The sequence below is a fragment of the Alteribacter aurantiacus DSM 18675 genome, assembly GCF_000429705.1.
In the GTDB taxonomy this organism is placed as follows: domain Bacteria; phylum Bacillota; class Bacilli; order Bacillales; family Salisediminibacteriaceae; genus Alteribacter; species Alteribacter aurantiacus.
Genome location: NZ_KE386942.1, coordinates 271,500 through 293,285, shown reverse-complemented (window position 1 = coordinate 293,285; position 21,786 = coordinate 271,500). Strand labels below are relative to the sequence as shown.

The 21,786-nt window shown below is 43.6% G+C and carries 25 protein-coding genes; 24 read left to right on the top strand and 1 reads right to left on the bottom strand.

Annotated elements, in window-relative coordinates; genetic code table 11:
- Positions 1-18 precede the first annotated feature (18 nt).
- The 3 genes from G476_RS22335 (at position 19) to G476_RS0116850 (ending at position 3,089) form a co-directional block, all read left to right on the top strand.
- A complete protein-coding gene (locus tag G476_RS22335) occupies positions 19-1,377 on the top strand; it encodes an ABC transporter substrate-binding protein (RefSeq protein WP_245579688.1) in 1,359 nt (452 codons plus the stop codon).
- Positions 1,378-1,707: 330 nt separating this feature from the next.
- Positions 1,708-2,421: a glycerophosphodiester phosphodiesterase gene (locus G476_RS0116855; RefSeq protein WP_026691121.1), complete on the top strand. Its 714-nt coding sequence runs from the start codon at positions 1,708-1,710 to the stop codon at positions 2,419-2,421.
- A gap of 95 nt (positions 2,422-2,516) precedes the next feature.
- On the top strand, positions 2,517-3,089 hold the full coding sequence (locus G476_RS0116850; RefSeq protein WP_026691120.1) for a glycerol-3-phosphate responsive antiterminator: 573 nt from the start codon (positions 2,517-2,519) through the stop codon (positions 3,087-3,089).
- Between the two features lie 268 nt (positions 3,090-3,357).
- On the opposite strand, the gene G476_RS22330 is transcribed toward G476_RS0116850, so the two are convergent.
- Entirely contained in the window at positions 3,358-4,485 is a 1,128-nt protein-coding gene (locus G476_RS22330) for a glycosyltransferase family 2 protein (RefSeq protein WP_051314894.1), read from the bottom strand.
- Positions 4,486-4,683: 198 nt separating this feature from the next.
- Here G476_RS22330 and G476_RS0116830 point away from each other — a divergent pair, with 198 nt between their 5' ends.
- The 21 genes from G476_RS0116830 to G476_RS0116730 all read left to right on the top strand — a co-directional run bounded on the left by G476_RS0116830 (position 4,684) and on the right by G476_RS0116730 (position 21,769).
- The gene (locus G476_RS0116830) at positions 4,684-5,994 is read left to right on the top strand and encodes an anaerobic C4-dicarboxylate transporter family protein (protein WP_026691119.1); all 1,311 of its coding nucleotides are present in this window, start codon (positions 4,684-4,686) and stop codon (positions 5,992-5,994) included.
- A gap of 101 nt (positions 5,995-6,095) precedes the next feature.
- Positions 6,096-6,221 carry a sporulation protein YjcZ gene (yjcZ, locus tag G476_RS23360; protein ID WP_084405812.1) on the top strand — a complete coding sequence of 42 codons (126 nt, stop codon included), beginning with the start codon at positions 6,096-6,098 and terminating at the stop codon, positions 6,219-6,221.
- Between the two features lie 158 nt (positions 6,222-6,379).
- Complete coding sequence (locus G476_RS0116820) at positions 6,380-7,057, top strand: hypothetical protein (RefSeq protein WP_026691118.1); 678 nt, start codon at positions 6,380-6,382, stop codon at positions 7,055-7,057.
- A 36-nt stretch (positions 7,058-7,093) separates the two neighbouring features.
- Positions 7,094-7,942, top strand: coding sequence for a DUF2935 domain-containing protein (locus tag G476_RS0116815; RefSeq protein WP_051314893.1), 849 nt, complete (start codon positions 7,094-7,096; stop codon positions 7,940-7,942).
- On the top strand, positions 7,942-8,913 hold the full coding sequence (locus G476_RS0116810; RefSeq protein ID WP_026691116.1) for a nucleoside hydrolase: 972 nt from the start codon (positions 7,942-7,944) through the stop codon (positions 8,911-8,913). Before G476_RS0116815 ends, G476_RS0116810 begins: the two co-directional genes overlap by 1 nt.
- 921 nt (positions 8,914-9,834) lie before the next feature.
- A complete protein-coding gene (locus G476_RS0116805; protein ID WP_026691115.1) occupies positions 9,835-10,635 on the top strand; it encodes a hypothetical protein in 801 nt (266 codons plus the stop codon).
- Positions 10,635-11,396, top strand: a complete 762-nt coding sequence (gene cpaB, locus G476_RS22325) for a Flp pilus assembly protein CpaB (RefSeq protein ID WP_035187226.1) — start codon at positions 10,635-10,637, stop codon at positions 11,394-11,396. The genes G476_RS0116805 and cpaB overlap by 1 nt, the downstream gene beginning before the upstream one ends.
- Positions 11,393-12,523 (top strand): CpaE/TadZ family protein, encoded by a 1,131-nt coding sequence (locus tag G476_RS0116795; RefSeq protein ID WP_026691114.1) that lies wholly within the window; start codon positions 11,393-11,395, stop codon positions 12,521-12,523. Before cpaB ends, G476_RS0116795 begins: the two co-directional genes overlap by 4 nt.
- A gap of 32 nt (positions 12,524-12,555) precedes the next feature.
- A complete protein-coding gene (locus G476_RS0116790; protein ID WP_026691113.1) occupies positions 12,556-13,890 on the top strand; it encodes a TadA family conjugal transfer-associated ATPase in 1,335 nt (444 codons plus the stop codon).
- A complete protein-coding gene (locus G476_RS0116785; RefSeq protein ID WP_026691112.1) occupies positions 13,887-14,819 on the top strand; it encodes a type II secretion system F family protein in 933 nt (310 codons plus the stop codon). The genes G476_RS0116790 and G476_RS0116785 overlap by 4 nt, the downstream gene beginning before the upstream one ends.
- Before the next feature lie 4 nt (positions 14,820-14,823).
- Complete coding sequence (locus G476_RS22320; protein WP_051314892.1) at positions 14,824-15,765, top strand: type II secretion system F family protein; 942 nt, start codon at positions 14,824-14,826, stop codon at positions 15,763-15,765.
- Positions 15,766-15,850: 85 nt separating this feature from the next.
- Entirely contained in the window at positions 15,851-16,072 is a 222-nt protein-coding gene (locus G476_RS0116775) for a hypothetical protein (RefSeq protein WP_156906619.1), read from the top strand.
- A gap of 27 nt (positions 16,073-16,099) precedes the next feature.
- Entirely contained in the window at positions 16,100-16,495 is a 396-nt protein-coding gene (locus G476_RS0116770) for a TadE/TadG family type IV pilus assembly protein (protein WP_026691110.1), read from the top strand.
- A 36-nt stretch (positions 16,496-16,531) separates the two neighbouring features.
- Complete coding sequence (locus tag G476_RS0116765; RefSeq protein ID WP_026691109.1) at positions 16,532-17,272, top strand: pilus assembly FimT family protein; 741 nt, start codon at positions 16,532-16,534, stop codon at positions 17,270-17,272.
- A gap of 74 nt (positions 17,273-17,346) precedes the next feature.
- Positions 17,347-18,816, top strand: a complete 1,470-nt coding sequence (locus tag G476_RS22315; RefSeq protein ID WP_035187224.1) for a hypothetical protein — start codon at positions 17,347-17,349, stop codon at positions 18,814-18,816.
- 11 nt (positions 18,817-18,827) lie between these two features.
- Positions 18,828-19,142, top strand: coding sequence for a hypothetical protein (locus G476_RS0116755; protein WP_026691108.1), 315 nt, complete (start codon positions 18,828-18,830; stop codon positions 19,140-19,142).
- 23 nt (positions 19,143-19,165) lie between these two features.
- Positions 19,166-19,957, top strand: a complete 792-nt coding sequence (locus G476_RS0116750; RefSeq protein ID WP_026691107.1) for a hypothetical protein — start codon at positions 19,166-19,168, stop codon at positions 19,955-19,957.
- Between the two features lie 396 nt (positions 19,958-20,353).
- Positions 20,354-20,572, top strand: a complete 219-nt coding sequence (locus G476_RS0116745; RefSeq protein WP_026691106.1) for a hypothetical protein — start codon at positions 20,354-20,356, stop codon at positions 20,570-20,572.
- 47 nt (positions 20,573-20,619) lie between these two features.
- On the top strand, positions 20,620-20,910 hold the full coding sequence (locus G476_RS0116740) for a hypothetical protein (protein ID WP_026691105.1): 291 nt from the start codon (positions 20,620-20,622) through the stop codon (positions 20,908-20,910).
- Positions 20,911-20,929: 19 nt separating this feature from the next.
- Complete coding sequence (locus tag G476_RS0116735) at positions 20,930-21,364, top strand: hypothetical protein (protein ID WP_026691104.1); 435 nt, start codon at positions 20,930-20,932, stop codon at positions 21,362-21,364.
- 114 nt (positions 21,365-21,478) lie between these two features.
- Positions 21,479-21,769, top strand: a complete 291-nt coding sequence (locus G476_RS0116730) for a hypothetical protein (RefSeq protein WP_026691103.1) — start codon at positions 21,479-21,481, stop codon at positions 21,767-21,769.
- Positions 21,770-21,786 lie beyond the last annotated feature (17 nt).

Sequence of the window (21,786 nt, the reverse complement as noted above, 5' to 3'; positions counted from 1 at the left end):
CACAAAGGGGGAAACACTATGTTTAAGATGGGTAAAAAGAAATTAGGCGCCACTGTTGCTGGTGCCATGGCTCTTTTATTCGCTGCAGGTTGCGGTGGCGGGGAAGCTGAAGTACAAACAACTGAGGACGGACGTACTCTTGTTACGTTCTGGCACGCTATGGGTGGAGGACCTGGTCAAGCGATTGACGATATGGTCGGTGACTTTAATGAAAGTCAAGAAGACGTCTATGTTGAAGCGGTTTACCAAGGAAGCTATGAAGAGCTGTTAAATCAGCTTCGAGCGGTTGGGGGAACAACAGATGCTCCTTCCATCGTGCAAGTGTACGAAGTAGGAACGAAATTTATGAGTGAGAGTGGTTATATCACACCGATTCAAGAATTCCTTGATCAAGAAGATCTTGACGTGAATTTTGAAGAAAACATCATGGGCTATTACCAAGTTGATGGTGACTTCTATTCCATGCCGTTTAATACATCCAACGCGATCATGTTCTACAACAAAGACATGTTCGAAGAGGCGGGCTTAGATCCAGAAGATCCACCACAAACGTTTAGTGAAGTACAAGAGGCAGCTGAAGCGTTGACGATCCGTTCTGGAAATGACGTTGATGTACACGGTTTTAGTATCTTAATTTACGGTTGGTTCTTTGAACAACTTCTCGCTAACCAAGGTGCTCTATACTTGAACAACGACAACGGGCGTGACGGTGATGGTACAGAAGCGTTAATTAATGAAGAAGCAGGAGTCAATGTTTTTGAATGGTTACAAGAAATGAATGAAGCAGAGACACTTGGAAACTATGGACGTCAGTGGGATGACATTCGTTCGGCCTTTAGTGCAGGTCGTGTAGCGATGTATCTAGATTCCACTGCTGCCACTCGCGGAAACGTAAACGACGCGGACTTTGAAGTTGGTACGGCTTATCTTCCTGTTCCAGATGGTCAAGATCCACAAGGAGTTATCGTAGGTGGAGGATCCCTTTGGATGACAAACAGTGTAGCGGAAGAAGAGCAACAAGCGGCTTGGGATTTCATGAAGTATACAACAGAGGCTGAGGTACAAGCGAAGTGGGCTGGTGCGACTGGCTACTTCCCGATTACAACGGATGCTTATGACGAAGAAGAACTTCAAGAAATCTACGAAGAGTTTCCGCAGTTCTTAACCAGTGTAGAGCAGCTTCAAAACACAACACTTACTCCTGCTACTCAAGGGGCGTTGATGGGCGTATTCCCAGAAGCTCGTAATATTGTAGAGAACTCTATTGAAAGCTTATATCAAGGTGGAGATTCACAAGAGCTTCTTGATGAAGCGGCTCGTGAGATTGAAAATGCCATCGAACAATACAACCGTATGAGCGGCGGGGACGACGAATAAGCTAGACGTATGCTAACGTTGCAAGTTAACTTTTGAGTCTTCGTGGTACAAATAAAAAATGAAGAGGCTGGGACATGAAGAGAGTGTTCAGATTGGATTCCGAACCATTCGCTATTATAGCGGATGAAATATACGTATCCTCCTGCGGTAGTCAGGGCCAGGGAGAGACCCCGTAGCAAAGCAAGGAGGCTCACCGGATCACAGGCTCACCGCGGAAAGCGTAGTATATTTGAGTAGCGGTTTATTTGCACCGCTTACCAGTGTTCGGGTTTTCATTCATGAAAAACACTTCTGTCTCAGCCTCTTTATCTTTCGAAGGAGGATACAACAATGATTTATTTTGCCCATAGAGGTGCTTCGTTGGATGCACCGGAGAATACTTTGGCGGCTTTTCAGTTGGCTATTGAAAACAATGCTCATGGAATTGAGCTTGACGTCCATTTTTCAAAGGACAATAAAATCATCGTATGTCACGATGACAATATCAAACGGACGACGAATGGGAAAGGGTGGATTAAAGATTTCACCAGTGAAGAACTCCGTTCATTTGACGCAGGAAGTTGGTTTTCTAGCACCTTTGCAGGAGAGAAACTCCCTTATTTAGAAGAAGTTTTGGCTTTATGCAAGTCTGATACGATCATCAATATTGAAATTAAAAACGTACCTTTTTTTCATAAAGGCATTGAAGAGAGAGTTTTGCAGGAAGTAAAGCGATTTGGACTTGAAGAGCAAACTGTTATATCTTCTTTTGACCATGAATCGCTCCTGACCGTTCAAGAACTTAATCCATACATAAAAAAAGGACTTCTTCTTTATAACAATTTTATTGATTTATGGGGCTATATTAAACATAGTGGCCTGCAAGTTGAAAGTATCCATCCGCCATATACGTTTGTGGATGAACGCTTTATGGAGAAGTCCCACTCAATGGGCTACAAAGTGATGCCCTACACGGTTGATGATGTCAAAGTGGTTAATCAACTTGAGAATTTGAATGTAGATGGACTGTTTACGAACAATCTCACGTTGATTCGTAACAAATAGAATCTGGTCGATTGTCGTTTACTTCTCAATGCTAAAACTGTAAAATTGTTCACTAGAATAGAAATACAGTTTTTTTTGCATTTGGGGGGAAGACGGTGGGTAAGAAGTCGATTGTAGATCTTATTGAATCACAAGTGATTGCTGCGATCAAAGATCCACGCCATCTTGATCGGGCGATTGAAAGTCAGGCAAACGTTGCTTTTTTGCTCACTGGGGATTTGTTTTCTACTGGTGAATTTGTTAAACGTTTAAAACAAAACGATATGCACGTGTTTTTGCATCTCGATTTCATTAGTGGTTTGGATAATAGTAAAAATGCCATTAAATTTGTGGCGACGGAATGGAAGCCCGATGGGATTATTACGACGAAGAATCATGTGGCCAAGTTTGCCAAAGAAGAAGGGCTAATGGTCATTCAGCGTGTCTTTCTTATTGATAAAGGGGCTGTAGCGAAAGGAAAAGAGGCGGCTAATCACACACCGATTGATGCCATTGAAGTGTTGCCTGGGCTTATGCCAAAAGTCATTGATTCTTTGACCACAAAAGTGAGGCTACCAATTATTGCAGGGGGATTAATTGATCATAAAGAAGAAGTCCTAGAAGCGTTGGAAGCAGGTGCGCTCGCCACATCTGTGAGTAACCCGGCGTTGTGGAGTTTGGATTTATAGAAAAGGACCGTTACTCCGTTTTGGAGTAGCGGTCTTTTTGGGCTTTGTTAAGGAGTTTTTTTGTGAGATAGCGACGTATTTCTTTTGAAAAAGGGATTATTTCTTTCTTAAATGGTGATAATTCTGCCATTAAGGAGGCGGAGCTTAAGAAGGAGTAGGAATCCTACCAAAAAGCTCTATAATTCTAACGGAAAAGAGAATAATTCTTCCTCAAATAGCAGTAATTCTGCCAAAAAGGCAACGATTTCTGCCATTAAGAACCCAGAACTCACTCTCTCTTCCTCCCCTTCAACTCGTCCAACCCGTACGTCGTCCCGCGCCATTCCACACCGCCGCGACGATAGGTCTTCCACATGGAGCGCCACAAGCAGTATAAAAAGATCAGCGCGCACAATGGAACTGTCACGACAAGCCACCATGGATGAGAGAAGTAGCGCTTGTTTTTCACGTACATAAACACGTAGATCAACAATACATATGCGCTCAGCGTGCTCACCCAAAAGGATGGGTAAAACACAAGGAAAAACGGAGAGACGTGAAAAGAGAGGATGCCGAGAGTTGCCGCGATCACGATGCTGATTCGGTATTGCATAAAGGCAAATAAGTTTTTCTCAAGTCCTCGAACCATCTCGCGGAGCGTGTCGTACCACTGAATGGAGATAACACCGTTGCCGAATCCAAGCTTTTGATTAAAGCCTCCATCTACGATTGTTTTGCCAAGTTTCATGTCATCATCTGGGCGAAGGGCGATGGCCTTGTGGGTGCCTGCTTTTTTATACACCTCTCGCTTCATGAAGTTAAACGCCCCTACTCCCGCATGGCCGGCGGCGATAAAGTTCCATACACCGATGATGCTCCAAAAGATGTAAAACATCCGGTAAAAAAAGGAGCCACCTTTGTTTTCAGGGAGGAGAGCAAGGTGATCAAGGTTAGCAGCTTTAGCGTAGGAAATGGACCGTTCCACAGCTCGTTCATGAAAGGTGATGTCGGCGTCAGCAAACAATAGCCACTGACCTGATGATGCTTTGTACCCTTTATATAGAGCGTGATTTTTACCGAGCCACCCTGTAGGGAGTTCTTTTATGTGAATCATATGCAAGGAGGGGAAGGCTGAGGACAATTGGTCCAGTAGACGCCCTGTGCCGTCAACGGAACGGTCATTAACAACGATTACCTCCATATTGGAATAAGACTGATTCATAAGGGAGCGTATGGTCGATGCCAAGTCCTTTTCCTCGTCCTTGGCTGCGATGATGACGCTGACCGTTTCGTTTGGCGATAGACTATCGGTAGCTTTCTGAGTAATAAATGGCATGTTGCGAATGCCTTTATACCATTGAATGCATATCGTACCTACGATCAGTAGCACAATACTACTAAAGATGATTGTGATCATGTACCGTCCCTCCGCCTTTGAAAGTCTTTCTCTAGTTTATCACGGGCATGGTTGTTCAAAAAATAGAACGGTTTCAAAAAGTGGAAAATGTTGTGAAGTATTGAGCAATGAGAAAAAGTATGATAAAAAGGAACGTAACACTTTTAATCCTTTACTGTGATGAAATGAATGAATTCGATGAAGAAGGTGATGAACGACATGATATGGATTGAATTGGCCGTCGTCCTTTTGGCCATTTTTATTGGTGCTAGAATGGGCGGTATTGGCCTTGGAGTAATGGGTGGTGTCGGCCTTGGTGTGTTGACGTTCGGGTTTGGTCTTCAGCCAACGGAACCGCCGATTGATGTGATGCTGATGATCGTGGCAGTTGTGACGGCAGCCGGAGCTTTACAAGCGGCAGGTGGTATGGACTACTTGGTCACGGTTGCGGAGAAAATACTTAGAAAAAATCCCGATAGAATTACGTTTATGGCTCCTGTGACAACGTATTTATTTACGTTTTTTGCAGGGACTGGGCACGTGGCGTATACCTTGTTGCCGGTAATTGCGGAAGTGAGTCAGGAGTCAAAAGTCAGACCGGAGAGGCCTATGTCAGTGGCAGTCATTGCCTCACAGCAAGCCATCACGGCGAGTCCGATTTCAGCGGCGACGGTCGCTCTTTTGGCGTTACTTGCTCCGTTTGATGTGACTCTTTTACAAATCATTGGTGTCACGATTCCGGCTACGTTTCTTGGAATCATGACGGCTGCTTTTGTTATGAGTAAAAAAGGAGCGGAGCTTGAAGACGATCCAGAATACAAGAGGCGTCTTGAAAAAGGGTTGGAGCCGATTCGTGAGGCTAGAGATAAGATTGTAGTTACAGGCAAAGCAAAGTTTGCTGTTGGGTTGTTCCTTGTGGCGTCTGTGTTGATCGTTCTTCTCGGAAGTTTCCCAGAGCTTCGTCCGGCTTGGGAAACGGATGGAGGAGTGGAATCTTTATCGATGCCTTATGCGATTCAGATTATCATGCTCACTGTCGCGGCCATTATTATTTTATTTTGTAAAACAGATGTATCAAAGATTGCGACAGGAAGTGTGTTTCGCGCAGGGATTGTGGCGGTTGTGGCGATCTTTGGGATTGCTTGGATGGGGGATACGTTCTTCCAGGGAAATAGTGAGGCGATTGAAGCTTCGATGCAAGGACTTGTTACAGGGGCGCCTTGGCTGTTTGCGGTCGCTTTGTTTATTTTATCAATATTGTTAAACAGTCAGGCGGCAACGGTGACGGCACTTGCACCGCTCGGGATTGCTCTTGGGATCAATCCACTCTTTTTGATTGCTATGTTCCCGGCAGTGAACGGGTATTTCTTTATTCCGAACTATGGTCCAATTATTGCTGCGATTAATTTTGACCGAACGGGTACGACGAAGATCGGGAAGTATGTGTTAAACCACAGCTTTATGATACCAGGACTGGTAACGACAATAACTGCTGTTGCGCTCGGATTTTTGTTTATTGTCTTTTTATAAGAAGTCGACCGTCTATTTTTAGACAAACCATTACAGGAGCCTGCCCCACCTTCATTTTTTGACATACTCTGTATGGAGTTCAGGAAAAAGGAGGGGAAAACATGAGCAAATCTAACGGTGCTTCTTTCATCCTTGTTATTTTCGTATTGTTGGTTATTATCGGTTGTGCTTGCTACAACGGTGGTAGCGTAGGCGGAGCTAGCTACGGCTGCGGTTGCGGTTGGTAATTTGATACAAAAGACTGTCTGCATTTGGGTGCGGGCGGTCTTTTTTTTGTGTTTTTGTCGAGTGGCGATGTGACAATCTCTCTCATGATTTTACGAAGGATACGCGCGGGGGGACGTGGAATGATGTAGTACGAATCCAGTGGGGGAGGAATCTTCAAATGATGGCATTTATGAAGAAGAATGGGTTGTGGGTTGTTTGTTTCGTTGTGTTTTGTGTAGTGGTTGGAGGGATGACGATTTTTTCAGGGAACGATCGTGAAGCATCGGCTGGAGATGAGGAAGAGATGGAAGTAGAAGAGAGCGCGGAGGATGAAAAGGAAGAAGAGCGGAGTGAAAATGGGGAGTCCGGTGATGGTGAGGCTGAAGAGCAGGAAAGTGAAGGTAGTGAGAAAGATGGGACATTGGATAAAGAAGAGGACGGAGAAGTGATGACGGTTGCCTTTGGGGAAGGAATGGAGCTGAATGCGAAGGCGACTCTTGGAAGTGCGCATGATTATTTGAATGAGCTGACGGGGTGGAACCGGATTCAGGATTTGGAGATGAGCGAGGTAAAAGTGAGTGGGGAGTGGCACAGGTTGCGAGAGGAGCTCTCTTTTTTATATAACGACGGATTCGCCGCTTCGGTGGCAAAAGAGGACATTGGAACGGCGATGCGGCTAGTCGAGATGGCGGAATCGGGAGGCGATATTGAGGCTCTTCGTTTTTTACACAGAGTGGTTCATGACCTTGACATTCATATCAATGAGGCGGATGGGGATGATTGGGGTGTGACGGCGGCGTTTGGGTATGAGAATAAGGCGGAGGGTTTGCAGGTGTTTTTGGAGAATGGGGAGTAAGTTGTAGGGTTTAGGGTCACATACCTTTGTTTCTTCATGAATAAGGTAGATTGTGGAGATGATGATGAAAGGAGATGTGATCGGTTGTTTGAAAAAGTGGCGGCGTTTGAACATGAGTTTTGGTTACAGGTGATGGGGGACCATGCGCGATTTTTGATTGACTCGTTTCCGGTGAGCGAGATGGATGATGTGGAAGTTGCAAAGGAATTCAGGCATTTTTATGATCGGTTGCTTGAGGATGTAAGGAATGGTGTGGGGGATTATGTTGGGTTTACGAGGGAAGTGAAGGGGCTGACGGACCGGTTTCGGGACTTCAAATTGTCAATTGTGAGAAGGCAGTTAGAGGGGCGGATTCGGAGTCATTTGCCCCCTACGTTTATCAATCATATGGTCAATGAGCTTGAGGAGTATCAGCTTGTGATGTCTTATTTGGCAAAGGGGGAAGAACCTCCTGTGTTTCATGAGCTGCATCACCACCTTGTTTGGTTATTGGATGCGGCGGGACATGCGTCAGGAATATCGGGTAGCTTGGATATGGTGGAGAAGCAACTTCAAGAGAAGGGGAACGAGTTTGTTGAGCGGTTTGAGGACTTTTACATCAAGGCCGTGGAGCTTCGAGGGTATTTGAGGGCGAATGTGGATTCGTTTCCTGCATTGTCGAGGTTTAATGATGATGTCCGCCTTGAGATTGAGTTGTTTAAAGGGTTTTTGCACGAGATTGAGGAGTTGGAGTTAAGTGATGAGCTTTTGAGTACGTTATCGCCTTTAATGGCGGATCACATGGCAAGGGAAGAGTGTTATTATTTAATGAAAGTAGCAGAGGCGGGTAATCAGGAGGCGGTTGATTGTAATCCTGCTGCGCCGCGGGTTCAGGATGAGATGTAGTGAGTCGGGTAAAGAAGAAAGTATTGTTGTTCTGTGATCCGGGTATTGATGATGCGATTGCGATTTTTTATGCGTGTATGCATCCGGATATCGAGTTGATTGGGGTTGTGGCGGATTATGGGAACACGACTCGGGATAATGCGGTACGAAATGCGGTGTTTTTACTGGATTTAATGGGGATGGATGATGTGCCGGTTTTCTCTGGGGCTAAAGGGCCGTTAACGGGAAAGGAGGTTGAGGCGCACCCGGAGATTCATGGGGAGTTTGGTCTCGGGGAGGTCAATGTCCCCGAATTGATTGATGTGGAGCCTTTTGAGAACTTCTTTGATGTGATTGATGTGATTAAAAATTATAGAAAAGAAGTGATCGTGGTTACGACGGGGAGGCTGACGGCTCTCGCGGCATTGTGTACGTTTTATCCGAGGCTCATGAATAGGGTGGTGAAGGAGTACGTGGTGATGGGCGGGGCGTTTTTTGTGCCGGGAAACGTGACTCCTCTTGCTGAGGCGAATATCTATGAGGATCCGGTTGCAGCGAAGCTAGTCATTGACAAGGTGTCAAACATGACAATTGTACCATTGAATGTGACGGATAAGCTGATTGTGCCAATGGAGGTTATTAAGGAGATTGCGTTTGAGAACGGATATGTGTTTTTTGAGGCTCTCTTGAATTATTATTACGACTTTTATGAAGCGGCAACGGTCGATAAACTCCTTGGGACACCTCTTCATGATGTGGTGGCGATCAGTGTTTTAATGAACCCTGATATGTATACGTTTGTAGATTATCGGGTGTTTGTAGAGTCAGGGGATACATTGACCGCGGGGGTAACGTTTCCTGATCTTCGGGGGTTGGAAGAGTTGAAGCCGGGGCCGATACACCGAGTGGCGATTGCAGCAGATGGAGTGGCTTTTTTGGAAGATTTCAAGGCGATTTTGTCGCAGAAGAAGGACGAGGATGTTGGGATGTGATGGATCGGTTGTGTGATTGGCTTGGCGAAGAGAGAGCAGGTAAATGTCGCTCTAGCTGAAACTGTCGTACACGAAGAGAGCTGTGATGGTGGTGTACCATTAGGAATTGGCGTTTGGAGTCGATCGTGAGTCAGGTGCCATTGATGGGAAGAAGGTAATAATTCATTTCCCTTTTATACGGAGTGAATTACTCTGAGTTCCTATATCTTGTGGTGATGATTACCTATTAACTGATATAAGGAAGCCCGACACGAAGAAAAAACTTTCGTGTTGGGCTTTTTGGCATGTGTTTTCACATTTTTACATAATTGTTCGGGGGTCAGACCCCAATAGGTTTCGACAAAAAAAGGTGGGACTTTAGATGCGTGAGTGGTTGGTGGGGAAACATTTGGTTGATTTTGGAGAAATAGTGAAAAAAGATTGATTGGTAAGGTTTGTAAAGCTTTTGGAGAGGGTAACAAAAAAAGGTAAATAGCCACTGATAATAGGAAAGTATCTCCTGTGTAGATCTAAATAACTGTGACTATAGACTAAGAGGTTAAGAATAATGTCGAAATAATAGTCTTTTAGATCTGTTTGGAAGGAAAATGGCGTCGGAACAAAGGGCGGAGAGGGGGAGGGAGAACCGTTGAGCCTGTTGTGTGACAGCGTTTTTTGAGTGGTGAGAAAGTTTTGTTTTAAAACTTATGTACCCAAAGGACTGTTATGACCTTTGTCCTTGTTCTGTAAAAAGACTGTAAAAATAAAATACTCCTAGGCGTGTCCGTATCGTGCGCGTATATAGGTCTATTGACCTGATGTGAGGTGTGTGCACTATTTGGCAATGGGGTATACGTGTGATAAACATAATAGATAGAATTCACTGGATCGACACATTTAGAGGAATGACAAAAGAACAGCACAGGAAGGGCGACTTGTTCTATGAAACTTGTAATCGATGAAAGCGTGGGAATTAGTACTCAGATAATGAAAGAATGGTTCGACGATCGAGCGTCTTCCGTTTTTATCAAAGAGGTTCGAGTTGAGAGTAAGACAAAGTCGACCCTTACTCCACATTTAAAAGAAACGAAAGCCGGATGGTTTCGAAAGTCTGTCAAAACAAGCGCTTATTCATTGCAAGACCAAGTGGACTACTTCCGGGCAAGCGTAGGTGACGAAGGACTTATCGTTTACTTTTATGATGAGCAGTATACGGCTAGCGACGACTTACTTCGGTTACGGAATTGGCTGCTGCCTGAATTGTCACTCGTTCTTTTTCCTGTGACGAGTCTAAGCGGACCCACACATGTCTTGTTCCTGACTGCTGAACTTCTTAAACATGAAAAAGAACTTCTCACGCATGACCACGTACAATCTTTTCTTTCAAATAGAATCAACGAGCAAAACATGTGGGTGATTACCACAGATGTGAAGCCCTTTTTGCAAAAGAAAAAACGGTTCTCTATTTATAAGAAGAAAGAAGTTAGTGAGTATACGTTGACACGTGTTTCTAGTAATAGTGTTACAACCGTTGGAAAAGGATCGATTAACAAGCTTGTTGAGTTGGTTATAAAAGAAGGGGACAACTGGCTCGTAGCAAAAAAAGAGATTGATGAAACCCTCCATTTAGATGGAAAAGGAAAACAAGTGACATTACCGAGCCATACGTTACCTGGTAATGTGCCATATATTCAATTGGTTCCGGTCGAACCTGCCAAAACAAATATCGGAGTTGACGCGTAATGATCGATGCAAAACGGAAGGCACTCATTTTTCTAACAATCGCCTTTGTACTCGCTGTTATCACAAGTGTTTTAATTTTAAGTCAAATCAGAGCTGCCCAGGATTCTTTGGGAGAGCGTACACAAGTGGCTGTGGCAGCCACAGATATCCAAACGTATACGGAAATTACGGAAGATATGATTGAATGGGTTGAGATTCCACAGGTGGACAACCTAGGGTCATTTGTTCGTGACACAAGCGAAATTGAAGGAACGATTGCAGTAGTGAATATGCAACAAGGGGACCTCCTCACAAGTAATGTCCTTCGTGCAGGGGCCGATATTCCGGAAGATCACAGAATTGTCTGGATGAATGCAACGAGTAACGTGGTGATGGACCAACCTGTAGCGTCAGGGGATACGGTCGATATTATCGTCACCTATGATACCGACGAGGAGTTTACAACAACGCGATTGTTTGAAAATGTAACGGTCGTTCAGCGAGAAGATGGTGGAGAAGGCATGAGCGACATTAAAGTGTCCATGCCACTTAGCGATGCGGAGCGTTTTATTCATCACCAAAATACAGCTGACTCGATCCGGATCCTTCTAGCGAATCAGGTACAACAGCCCGGTATTGAAGACGAACAGGAAGAGGTTGTAGAAGAAGAACAGCCGGAGGAAGAACCAGAAGAGGAAGAAGAACCTGAGGATGAGCCGGAAGACGAGGATGAGGACGAAGAGGAAGAAGACGACGAAAACGAAGATGAGGATGACGAATGATGAACACAATGCGTGCGTTAATCATATCGCCTGACGAGGCATTAACCGAACACTTGGAGAGTCGTCTCACAGAGGCCGCATTCACCGTTGTAAAAGAACAAGAGTGGAAAGAGGAGAGCTTTCAGCAAGGGTATTCCGTTGCTTTTGTGGATGACTTGTTTTTAAAAGATCAAAGCTCCCTTTGGACGCCGGGAAATATGTACGTAATCGCCATAACGAAAGAACGGTCATTTGACGCTGCGAGAGCCTACATGAAACTCGGGGTATATGACGTGATTGTGATTGAAGAAGAGTCCGAGCGCCTGCACGATCTTGTGTATCATTTGAAGGAAAAAGTCGAGCGTGGTGAATTCTCGGCTGCTACATCCGATTCTTATCAGGCACAAGGGGAAGTGTTGAGTTTTTACAGTTCAAAGGGAGGATCAGGAAAAACGCTCCTTTCAACGATGACCGCCCAGTGTTTAAAAGGAAAGCACAAGAAAAGCGTGGTGATGATCGATTTAAACGCTCAGTTCGGCGGGCTGGATGTGACGTTTGGTCTTGAGCATAACCGCTCGTATTATGATTTGAAGCCTGTATTGGACGAGCTTGCCATTCATCACGTCCAAAACGTAGCCGTGACTCATGAACAAACGGGCATTGATGTCATTTTGGGACCGTCGAATCCTGAGCAAGCTGAAGAATTGGAAGATGAGCTCGTTAGCCGTCTCATCCGCGTATGCAAAGAGCATTATGATTACGTGATTGTAGATATGCCAACAGGAGTCTCTGCACTCAGTTTCATGGGATTAAACGAAGCGTCTCATATTTACTACGTGTTAAATCCGGATAGCATGAGTCTTCGTGTGTTGAAGCATACCTTGAGCCTCTTTGATCGCTTTCAACTGGGCAAAAAACAAGGGCTCTCACTCATTCTAAACCGAACGGACAAAAAGGACGAAATGACCGAAGCAGATGTTAAAAAGATCGTAGAAGTGCCAGTGGGAGCCGTGATTCGATCCGATTACTTCGGACTTCAGCCGTTACTCAACATGGGGATGCCGTTCTTTTTAAACAACGGAAAAAAAGCAAAGACAAAAGTAACAAAAGACGTAGAGCGTTTTGTTGAAAAAAGCGTCGTTTCATAAATCGATTATATAAAAGAGAGTAGGTGAGAGAGATGTCTTGGATGCAACGGACGAATACGGCTACAAGAGAGAAGCCGGCTGAACCGGTGAACGTACAAGATCAAGAGGTTGACCGTTGGGTCCGCCATTATAAGAGTCGTTTGATCAAAGAAGCGGACCTTGAGTCGATTACAAAGCTGAATGGAAACGAGCGAAAGCAAACCATTGAACGCCTTGTATCAAAGATGATTGAGGAAGAACGGGTCATCATTCCTTCTCAAGTGATGCAAGAGATTATCCGTCAGATGATTAATGAAAGTGTCGGCTATGGTCCGTTAGAAGCCCTTCTCGAACAGCCGGATATTACGGAGATTATGGTAAACAGCCCGAAGGATGTGTTTATTGAGCGACGGGGACGACTGGAGCGGTCCAATGTACGATTTAAAGATCACGAGCACATCCGTCATATTATTGATCGGATTATTGCCCCAATCGGTCGCCGAGTCGATGAAAGCTCGCCAATGGTTGATGCGAGACTTTCGGACGGTAGCCGGGTGAATGCAGCGATTCCACCGATTAGCTTGGACGGACCGGTCATCTCCATTCGAAAGTTTAAAGCGGACCCGTTCTCCATGGACGAATTGATCGGATTCGGATCCTTTCATGAAACGATGGGAGAATTCCTCCGGGCACTGGTAAAAGCGAAATGTAACATGCTTGTCTCAGGGGGAACGGGTAGTGGTAAAACGACACTCTTAAATGTCCTGAGTGCATCGATCCCTAAAGGGGAACGAATTGTCACCATCGAGGACATGGCGGAACTTCGGTTTGACTATGACAACCTCGTACGATTGGAAGCCCGTCCGCCCAACATGGAAGGAACCGGGGAAATTGCTATTCGCCACCTGGTGAAAAACGCACTTCGAATGAGGCCAGACCGGATCATTGTTGGTGAGGTTCGAGGTACGGAAGCGTTAGACATGCTTCAAGCCATGAACACTGGTCATGAAGGATCTCTTACAACGGTTCACGCGAATACGCCAAAGGATGCCCTCGGTCGTCTGGAAGCAATGGTCATTATGTCAGGTCTGCCTTTAACCGTTGACGTGATTCGAGGATACTTCGTAGGTGCACTTGATTTGATTGTACAAAGCGAGCGATTACCCGATGGGCAACGTAAGCTTGTTAACATTTCAGAGATTATTGAGGAAGACGGGAAAGTACTCCTGAAAGATGTTTTTCGCTACAAACGAGACGGATTGGATGATGAGGGCAACGTCCTCGGACATTTCGAAGCAACGGGGTATATCCCGAAAGCCTATGAAAAAATCAAGTCATTTGGAGTTGATCTATCACCGGACATTTTTAAAGAAGGTGAGCTTCGATGAATGGGGCTGTAGTCTCTCTAAGTGCCACGCTATTTGCTTTTTTCACAGCCGCGTACTTTTACTGGGAAGCGAGTCAGACGAAACGAGCTCAAAAGCGGGCAAGCCGTTGGTTCGAGGCAGAAGGTGAACAGAAGCGGAAAAGTTTTATATATCTGTTTGGTGACAAGTATGACGAGTCTGAGTTGTCAAGTAGCTTAAAGGAAAAACTTGCACATGCGAACTTGTCCATGAAAGCGTCAGAGTACGGCGCGATTTGTATTTTAATTTTTGCGGCACTGTGGTTTGTAAACCGTTTTTTACTTCAGCTACTCTTTCCACTCGACTTAGTAATGGCGTACCTCCTCGTATGGGGCGGTTCAAAGATCTTTTTGAATTCAAGAAAGAACAAACGGTCGAATGATTTTAACAAGCAGTTGCCGGAAGTTTGCAGGATGATGAGCAACACCGTTAAAGCGGGGATGACCCTGCATCAGGGAATCAGCATTGTGGCTAAGGAACTACCTGCCCCAGCTGGTAGTGAATTCCAAGAGCTAAATCAAGAACTGAATCTTGGTGGCAACTTTGATGAAGTGGTGAATGGACTGACTGAGAAGGTTGCCAGTGAAGAACTCAAGATCTTTGTGAATACCATTTCCATTCAGCGGAGAGTTGGTGGGAACTTGGCAGAAGTGCTTGGAATCATGGCGGGGACACTGGAAGAACGAGAGCGTGTAAACAAGGAAATTAATACCCTTACAGCCGAGGCAAAAACCATTGCTATTATGCTTCCAACGCTCCCTATTTTAATGGCGATGATGATGAACCTTGTTATTCCGGGATTTTTAAATCCGCTATTTACCCCGTTGGGTCTGATTCTGATTGCTGTATTTGCTGTCTTACAACTTGTTGCTTTTGCCATTATCCGAAAAATAACACGAATAAGGGTGTAAGCCTATGGATGAAATGTTCACGTCAACAGTGGCCTTCTTGTTTATGCTGATTCTCCTCATGATCCTTATTTCTTTTATCTTTATTTGGTTGTACGTGGCGAAAAAACAAAAACTCGTCCAGTACGTGGGAGAAGGAGAAAGGAAGAAGGAAAAGCGGACAATGAAGGAAAAGTTGTTGGGCCCGCTTATACGTGCAAGTGAATATGTAGGGCCAACAGCACTTAAGTATCCGTTGTTTGTAAATATAGAAAATGATGAAAAGCAACTTATTTATGCAGGACAGCCGATGGGGATGACATTAAAAACCTTTTATGGACTGCGTTATGTACTAGGTTTTGGGAGTCTAATTATCTTTTGGGCCTATCATATGCTTGGAATGCCGTTTGGTTTTCTTTTGATGGTCATAATGCCTGTGGCGGGGTTTGTGTTCCCGAACATCTGGATCAGACTTAAAGCAAAAGACAGGCAGGAAATTATCAGCGCAACAATGCCAGACTTTATGGATATAGTAAGTATTTCACTTCGGGCAGGGGCCTCATTAGATGGCGCGCTAAGACAGGTTTCTGAGAGGATGGATGGACCTCTGAGTGAGGAGATTGGTAGATTTACGAGGGAGACAAGCCTAGGTGTACCAAGGAAAACAGCTTTTCAACAGTTGCTAGACCGAAACACCTCAAAAGAGCTTGAAAGCCTGGTCACCTCGTTAATACAAGGAGAGGAACTAGGTGTTCCGATTTCTCAAACCTTTAACGTTCAGGCGCAGGATTTAAGGCAGACAAGAGGATTTAAAGCAAAGGAGAAAGCAGCTAAAGCAAGCCCGCAAATCACATTGGTTACGACGTTTATCGTTGCTCCTTCGGTGCTGTTAATGATTGTCGGTCTCATGATATTAAACCTCATTTACAACCCGGGGGCTTTTGGGTTGGATATATTCTTTGGTTCATAGATGGGCAACGCCCATTTAATGATAGATATAGATTACTGCTGGGAGTCACTGAAAGTAAAATATTATTCTATAAAAGGAGAGATTCATGATGTTGAACAAATGGTATGTAATGTTGGACGCAAAGTTAAATCAAGCGAAGGAAACGGTTAAAGAGGAAAGAGGAGCCCTTTCTCTAGAGTGGGTAGCACTTGGTCTTCTAGTTATCGTGTTCATTTCAGGAATTATCGCTTTCCTTGATGGTGATGATACTATGGGAAGTGCGATTGTAGAAAGACTAGCAGACTTTATAAACCAGCTTGGCGGTTAATTAATTGGATAAAGAGGAGGGATTACAGTGAGAAGACATTGGAATAAATTTAAACGTAATGAAAAAGGTTCGCAGACGCTGGAATTTGTTGCTGTATTTCCGCTGATTATCTTTGCATTCCTCTTTATCTGGCAGATGGCACTGGTTTCTTACGCCATTGTAGTCACCGAAGCTGCTGCTCGGGATGGTGCCCGAGCAGCTTCGGTGGATGGCGATTATGTGCAGGCGGTACAAGCTTCTGCTGCTGGACTGGACGTAGTTAGTACGCCAGGCAGGTCTATTTCTGAGTCATCCTATGGTCCGGAAGTGACAGTAACGGTGGTTACGAAAGTACCTATGATCCAAATGCCGTTAATCCGAAACATTGACCAAAATATCACTTCTACAGCTACGATGCCTTATGAATCGGATGAGGATGACTGATAAATGGACGGGAAAGATCGGTGGGGAGGCTGTAGGATGAACAAGATCATGAAAGAAGAACGGGGCAGTACGCTGATTATCGTGGTTGCCATTCTGATTGCAGCCATATTTATGAGCTTTGTGTTTTTTGATATTTTTACGACCTTTGCTAACAAACGGGTCAGTCAAACGAGTGCAGATGCCGGTGCTCTCGCTGCTGCAAAGGAAATACGAGAGGCTTATGAAGGTGAGCTTCGTGCAGAAGTGTTAAATGAATTGAGAGATCTTGATGAGCGTATCGGTGAAGAGCTTGACGAACTTTTGGAAGAACTTCTTGACGAGCGCGATGAAGAAGATGAAGACGAGGAAGAAATTGACGAAGACGAGTTGCTGGACGACATTTACGAAGAATGGGAGATTCCGGAGTCGATCCTTGACCGCCTGGAAGATCCTACGGCAGAAATTGATATTGTAGACGCCATTGAATTCTTTTTTGATGGTGACCATGGAGACGTAACGGCGATTATGTGCCGAGGGGTCCAAAAACAGTGGGAGCAGGTGGAAGGAGCTGCCACTTACTATGCGGAAAAGAATGGGGCAGTCAATGAAGGCCCGGATGACGTGACGGTTCGCTTTCCTTATGATGGAGAGTTTAAAGTACAGGTCTATGCAAAGCGAAATCCCTCTTATGTAACAGTAAGCAGCGACGATCTTTCCAATAATGATCTGTTCGCTCAAGCAGCTGCGGATGTGGAATCTATCCCCGGCTTTGAATTCATTGCATCAAGGTGTCAGTAAGATCTCGTTGCTAGTAGGAATTGTCCCTGATCGTTTTAGTCGTTGTCAAAACAAAAAAGGAGAGTATGATAGAGATGAACAGGATCAGCTGGAGTTATAATCAATGGATATTGGCTTTTGTCATCACCGTCATAAGCAGTTTGCTGTTTTTATCAAGCTCCGGTTTTGCTAATGACAATGACGACAGCGGAATTATTTTTCCTGAGCGTGAAAATTCTCGTCTGAGTGATACAGATGCAGAAGATAAAGATGCCTGGGGCCCGGGTGGAGGGGGCGGATTAGTTCCTGGAGGAGATCCAAATAAAGGTGGTCCGGGCACAGGTGGTCCGAGTAATGGTGATCCTGGAACTGGTGATCCTGATATAGGCGGTCCTGGAACTGGAGGACCAGGTACCGGTGGTCCTAATAATGGTGATCCTGGAGGCGGGGCGGATAGTGATGATCGCAACTGGTTAAGTAAGTTTTGGGATGATACTAAAGAATTTTACAACGACGCCAAAGGCTACTTAGAAACGGCTTGGGAAGAGAGTGTTGTGCCTTGGTGGGAAGAGAACGGAGCACCTGTAGTTGAAGGCGCTAAAAATATATTAAATGATATTCAGAACGGTGCTGAAATCGCGTTTCAACTTACTTGGGATACTCTAGTTCAGCCCAAAATCGATAATTTGGTAGAGGTTTTCAATAACTTGACAGATTCAAACTGGTGGTCGGAACTCGGAAACTCGATCCTCAGTTGGATAGATGAGCACTTTTATATCTTTGAGATTGCCGCACTCACTCTGGTCTTTCTTGCTGCAGCTGTTGTCTTTGTTATGGTGGTGGCACCAGTTACGCTTGCGGGAGCGCTGGTCGCAGGTGCATTTGTTGCATTATCCCTAACCTCGGCAATTATATACGGGATTCGTACGATTGGTACTGGAGACTTTAATATCTTTAGTGCTATTGCGTGGACAGTTACACCATTACTTGGATTTGCGGGTATTAAAGTATTTGCAGCAAATGTAGTGAGGATGGGATTAGTTGGACAAGCGAAGTTTTTTGGGGCTTCTTTTGGGGTTCCGTTTGTTATAGACTTTGCTTTTAATTTGTTGACGAACCCAGGAATGGGGCTTGGGGAAAGATTTTTTAGTGCTACTATCTCTGGTATAGCAGGTGTATTCACTGCAGGTATGGGAGCAGCAATACTTGGTGCTTCATCGAAAGCCGCCCGTTTTGGTACAGCAGTTCTTGGAGGCACACTTGGTGGTCTAACCCATTTTATCGCTAAAGATTTTTCCGGAAATGCAGGTTTTTCAGATTTTACTCTAGGATTTTTTCTTACCTTTACTGGGGGTTATCTTATAGCCAGACACGTTTCTCCAGAAAAGCAAGAAGGAGCTTTCAGTTTTCTTTGGGAAGGCGTTCAAAATGGTGTTACAGCATTTGCAGACTGGATTAAAGATCTTTTTACAGGAGAGAAGACACTGCCGGATGCAAATACAGAAAAATCAAATGTAGAAGTTAACCCTGAAACAAAATGGGAAGGTAAATATTATGGACCTTAGGAAGTGGAATAATGGCAAAGTATAAATGGACAATCATTTTAACAATTTGTGTGATTTATATATTAGGCTCAGGAAGTATTTTAACTATATTGTATCAAGATCCCCAAACTCACCATATTGCTGAACCATTTTTGGGTTCTGATATTAATTTGATACGGATTTCCTACTTTGGGAGTCTTGCTTTAGCAATATACATTATTATTCTTAAAATAACAATTGACTCAGAAAAAGGAAAGCCTGTTACATTTAACACCTTTTTAAAAACTGGGATAGGCATGGTTGGCGTCATTCTGTTCGTTATTGCATTAAATTCAATTAGAAGCTAAAACGTTAAAGGGGGTTATAAACGATGTTAATAAAACGAGTTCCCCCTCTCTCTTTTTTCTATCTTGCGGAGGAAACAGGGGAAGAGGGGTATATTCAAAAAGCCATATTTTATTTAGTACCATTGTTTGCATTCCTGTACACCCTGTTAGCGCTGGCTTTTCCTGCAAGTGGGGTAAACGGGAGTATTTTTGGAGTGGCGTCTGTAATCTGGATTGTGAGTATGGTAGTTGGCTATATTCAAAGTGGAAAAAAACTTCAGGAGCTTGAAGGTGATTTAAGAGAAGCCAGGTTACAGCGAAAAAAAAACGCCGTCACATCCCTGTATACAGACGATGAGGAAGTGGTGGAGAAGTGGGTTTCAATGGAGCGTCCTACACATTATAAAAGTCCAAAGGTTGGGGCAGGTTGGCATAGAACGCTCACATTCAGCCTGTTTTTTTTCACCATGGTGTACTTTCCTATTTATCATGTCTATCGCTCATTAAACTTAAGGGATAAGAAATTACTAAAAAAATCAATCGGGAGAGTCTTTCTTTACTCTGTAATGCCAATCTCCCTTATCATCCTTCTGGTTGGAACAGAGGAAGCATTCTTTTTAATTCTCTTTGCAGTAAGCTTTTTCTTATTCTTAAAAGGCTTTTTTTCCACATTGGCACATGCTCTTGCACACCATGAAGAAATTGTGTTATCTATTGCCATTATATTTTTATTAAATTCAAGAAAGCAGTATATTAACTCATTTGATGAAAAGTATATGACTTTAATGACAAAAATTGGTCTGGTAACATTTCCAGAAACAAGAGAAGACATTTAAAAAAAGAGTAAAAAGGACAGGGTAAATACCTGTCTTTTTCTCTACCCTAAGAAAATATCAGAAGAGAACGGCTATACGGACGAATCTCTTCATCATTTAATTAAGAATGGCATTTGGACGTTTAACCTTGATTTTGAAGAGCTTGTAGAAGTAGTAAAAAAGGTTGGTGTTAAAGAGATTAAGAGTACGATGAATGCCTATTGCAGCCAGGCAAAGCATGAGAAGTTGATTAAGTATTAATAGATTAGATCATTAAGAAAAAACGAGAGAGGTCATTCACTTTTTATCAAATTATCTATGAAGAGGGTAAGTAGGTGAAGAACATGAGTGAGAAGCATTGGTCCCGCGCATCCTGGTAGAGCTAGAGAAACTGCTACTCAAAGGTGGACTATTTGCATGGCTGTAGTCAGTTATGTTTATTTTGTTTCGCTAAACGAAAGAAGCGCCAGAACCGTCCCGATGCTTCCTCTTATTTTACTTTCCATTATTCTTACTGCATTTCTTATTATGTTTTCTTATTTTAGTAAAAAGGTTGGTGAAGTAAATCGATATGTTTTTATTTACACCATCGGCTTCATTTCAGTTCTAGCGATTTATGTTTGGATGGTTCGTTGATGGTGTTCAATATTTTGAAAGGTCGAGTGAAGAAATGAGGGGTTCGAATGGAACGGAGAAAATGGAATAAAGTACAGGTAATTGCCTTCTTGAGCAGCTTTTCCAGCATTTCGTTTTTATTATGGTTAGCTAGTAGGGATGTAGCTTATAGTGAACAATTTTTCGAAAATTACGGTCCATTTGTTCTTTTCATTGGTCTGGTCATGTTTGTTTCAGTGTTTGTCATGATTTTAGCTGAAATGGCTAAAAAACACGGTGGAGTAAATGGACAAGCAATTGCCGGGACGGTGTTTTTCATCATGGCAGTGTTTGGCTTGTGGCTGTTTATAAACAGATGACCCCGTAGGGAGGTTTACTATGCAGAAAGAAGATTTCTATACATTATCCGAAGAAGACGAGCATGTTCCAGGTGAAGAAAAGCCATTTAAAGTTCATTTTAGATTAACATTAAACGATCCCGTGTTTGCTCGATTTGCTGTTGATTATAGTAAGAGAAGGTCTGACTGGTTAATGCTTATCCAAGAGAAAATCGTATACAGGCTTGGCTTTGACTTTCTTGATAGATATGCTGTTTCACTTATACCTCGAAACAGATTAGCGAAAAAACTTGTAGCAGAACACAGTTATTCGGACGAATCACTCCATAACCTCGTCAAAAATGGGGTGTGGACGTTTCACCTTGATCGAGAGGATCTTGTTGAAGTAGTGAAAAAAGATGGATTCAAGGAGATAAGAAGAACGATGAATGTGTATGTTAGCCAAGCAAAGCATGAAAAGCTTATCCATTATTAAAGAAATTATAAAGTGAGTTCAATAGGCTCTAAATGGGACTCATACTATGATTAAAGTGAAACATTAAGCAACTCTACTCGTATATCACGTATACCAAAAAAGGAAGGTGGTTTTTTGAGTCGTATAAATTGGTCAATCGTACAACTTGTATCAGCTCTTTTTGTGGTAATGGCGATTGTGACAATTGCCGGGACATCTATAGTGAATCCGGAATTATTCGATCCATCTAGTATGACTATGAGGATTACGGCGTTGATCATTGCGGTTCTCACGACTTTTGCTCTCTGTATGTATGTTTTCGCTAGTTTTGCGAAAAAGTACGGTTATATTGATAGAAAAGTAGTTTCTTTTACCATTACTGTAGTGGTTGTTCTATTTGCCTATGCTGCATATACGGGCTCTTAGTTAGTTTTGTGGTCTAA